This is a genomic window from Okeania sp. SIO2F5 (assembly GCF_010692685.1).
Lineage (GTDB): Bacteria > Cyanobacteriota > Cyanobacteriia > Cyanobacteriales > Microcoleaceae > Okeania > Okeania hirsuta.
The window spans coordinates 1-2,938 of the sequence record NZ_JAAHGU010000273.1; the positions used below are offsets into that span (position 1 = coordinate 1).

The 2,938-nt window shown below is 35.0% G+C and carries 2 protein-coding genes; one reads left to right on the forward strand and one right to left on the reverse strand.

Translation table 11 applies throughout. From position 1 onward, the window contains the following. Positions 1-705: 705 nt before the first annotated feature. The gene (locus F6K27_RS32780) at positions 706-1,185 is read right to left on the reverse strand and encodes an NINE protein (protein ID WP_124146732.1); all 480 of its coding nucleotides are present in this window, start codon (positions 1,183-1,185) and stop codon (positions 706-708) included. Positions 1,186-1,502: 317 nt separating this feature from the next. On the opposite strand from F6K27_RS32780, the gene acsF reads away from it, so the two are divergent. Continuing rightward, complete coding sequence (acsF, locus tag F6K27_RS32785; protein WP_287280127.1) at positions 1,503-2,579, forward strand: magnesium-protoporphyrin IX monomethyl ester (oxidative) cyclase; 1,077 nt, start codon at positions 1,503-1,505, stop codon at positions 2,577-2,579. Positions 2,580-2,938 lie beyond the last annotated feature (359 nt).

A 2,938-nucleotide genomic window follows, 5' to 3' on the forward strand; every position in this document is an offset into this window, starting at 1 on the left:
ACCACTTGGCAATGATTAAGATGCGATCAAACTCCGTTCCGCTTCGCGTTGGCGGAGCCTAGCGGCAGCTATATCGCGAAGCGTGATAGAGAAACTTTGGCAATTTTTGGAGATGTCTATTGGTAAGTTCCGGCAACTGATGATTTGCGATCGCTTCTTACACCATACTATCAGTCTAAATACTTACTCAACTTTTACCATCTTTGCATACTACATTTTGTCGCACATAATGTGGGTTGAAAATTATCAACATTTTTATTTTATGAGGCTCCTGAAAAAAAATCGCGCGTCAAAGGATTTTCGGTTGCATCCTCACAAAAATTGTGATATGTATATACAATAGGTTATTTTGTTTGCCTATACGCATGACTTTTTATTCAACTAAAAAAATGTATAGTCAGCGTGATAGAACTCAGTGTAAAAGATAGCAAATGGTTTCTATATAATTAGTGTATTGTCATTATTTTTGTTACCTACAGCAGTGGGAGGAATATGCCCCTGTTCCAGGAGTCCCTTGTTCTTGTATACCATTAAGCGAGGAAGACTACCCATTCTTCTACCTTTTTCCACTATTGTCTAACTGAATATCCTGACTTATGACTCAGTAATCTTGACTCCTGCAGATAAAAACATATACCACGAGCAAAGATACCATAAAGGTTTTGTAATCAATAACATATTTGTAATGATTATTGGTAGGCAAAATTACAACTCATGGAAATCGTAAATTACAATTCCTGTCTCCGGATGGTTATCCACACTAACATAACCAGTTTTAAGCATTTCCTTGAGAGCTTCTTCTACTTCTAGAAAGCTAGCTCCTGTTGCCATGACACCCTGACTAACAGATAACTTTCCTCCTTTAGTAGAAGCTGACCTGAGTAAAGCTACCATTAACTGTTGACGGGTTTGTGGAGGAGAAGCTTTCATAGAGACCGCCCCATTTGATTGATATAGTGGTACTCCTTGGGATGAAATACCTAATTTTGCTTTGACTTTAGTATTGTGTTCTTCTACCATATTGGGAATTAACAACAAATCAATAAATTGGCCTATTCCAAATAAACCCCCAGTAAAGAGCCAAAGTAGACCAGTCAAAATTTTGCCATTGTATAAACGATGGCATCCGTTAAGACCTAGGACGCAAGCCCCCCAAAATAGGTAACTGTATCTTATACTATTCATTTAGTCCCAAAAATTATTTTTCTGAAATTAATATACTGTTTTGCCTAGTTACTTAATTTTCGTTATGGGCACTTAGTATTATTACCATCTTAGTCCAAGAATATAATGTGGAAAACATTAATAACTCTAAATATACTGAGAAGTAGGATAATAATGGGCTATTTCTTATAGGTATAGATACTTTGCAATTCTTAACAAAAACTATGCACTTCAGTCCCCTAGACCTTGGTAAACTATATAGCGTGGAAAATATAATACTTTCTTGCTCATTCTCCAAACCAGCCATAGATTGATAAATTAAGAAAACAACAAAACTTATGGTAGATTCTCTAAAAAAACCAGATTTTCAAGAAATGCGACCAGGGGTTAAAGTTCCCTCAAAAGAAACTATTCTAACTCCTAGATTCTACACAACAGATTTTGATGAGATGGCTAAAATGGACATCTCAGTCAATGAAGATGAATTGATAGCTATTCTAGAAGAATTTCGTACTGATTATAACCGCCATCATTTTGTTCGGGATGAAGAATTTGCCCAATCATGGGATCATATTGATGGGGAGACTCGTAAACTATTTATTGAGTTTTTAGAACGTTCTTGTACGGCTGAGTTTTCTGGTTTTTTACTCTACAAAGAATTGGGTCGTCGCCTCAAAAAGAAAAGCCCTATTTTGGCTGAGTGTTTCCAATTAATGTCCAGAGATGAAGCTCGTCATGCAGGTTTTTTAAATAAGGCTATGTCAGATTTTAATCTATCATTAGATTTAGGATTTCTGACTAAAAGTCGTAATTATACTTTCTTTAAACCAAAGTTTATTTTCTACGCTACTTATCTATCAGAAAAAATTGGTTATTGGCGTTACATTACTATCTATCGTCATTTAGAAGCTCATCCAGAAGATAGAATTTATCCTATTTTCCGTTTCTTTGAAAATTGGTGTCAAGATGAAAATCGTCATGGAGATTTCTTTGATGCCATTATGAGGGCACAACCACAATTTTTAAATGACTGGAGAGCAAAATTGTGGTGTAGATTTTTCTTACTTTCTGTATTTGCGACTATGTATTTGAATGACATTCAAAGAGCTGATTTTTATGCTGCTATTGGTTTGAATGCTCGTGATTATGATAAGTATGTAATTGAGAAGACTAATGAAACTTCAGGACGTGTTTTTCCAGTAATTTTGGATGTAGAAAATCCTCAGTTTTATGAAAGACTAGAAGTTTGTATTAAGAATAATGAAAAGTTAACGGCGATCGCTAATTCTAATAAGTTAGGTGTTGTGAAGCTTTTCCAGAAGTTACCTCTTTATCTGTCTAATGGTTGGCAGTTCCTGAAACTATATTTTATGAAGCCAATTGAAACTGCTACTATGCAGAGTTCTGTTCGCTAAAGAAGTTTTTAATAATTAACCTCGCTTGATAGCCTTGTGATATTTCCAAGGCTATTTTTTTATTTGTTTTATTTAGGGTTTGCTGAAAAAGTCTTATGGTGATGATAGGCAACAGATCATCTGGCAACAGGCAACAGTTTAGACTATCTGCTACGGCCAAATTTTCGGCATTTCAGCGGAAAAGTATTAGCATTTTGAGACTACAACAGCCAAAAACCTTGCACTTTTTCATAAATATAGCAATGAGCGCTGGCATCTTTACATATTACATAAATATTGATAATGTAACATAAAAGTAACTGTATGAGCTGTATTTTTCATAAATTAGGCGATCGCTAAAGGTTAAAGTTTTAAGGATG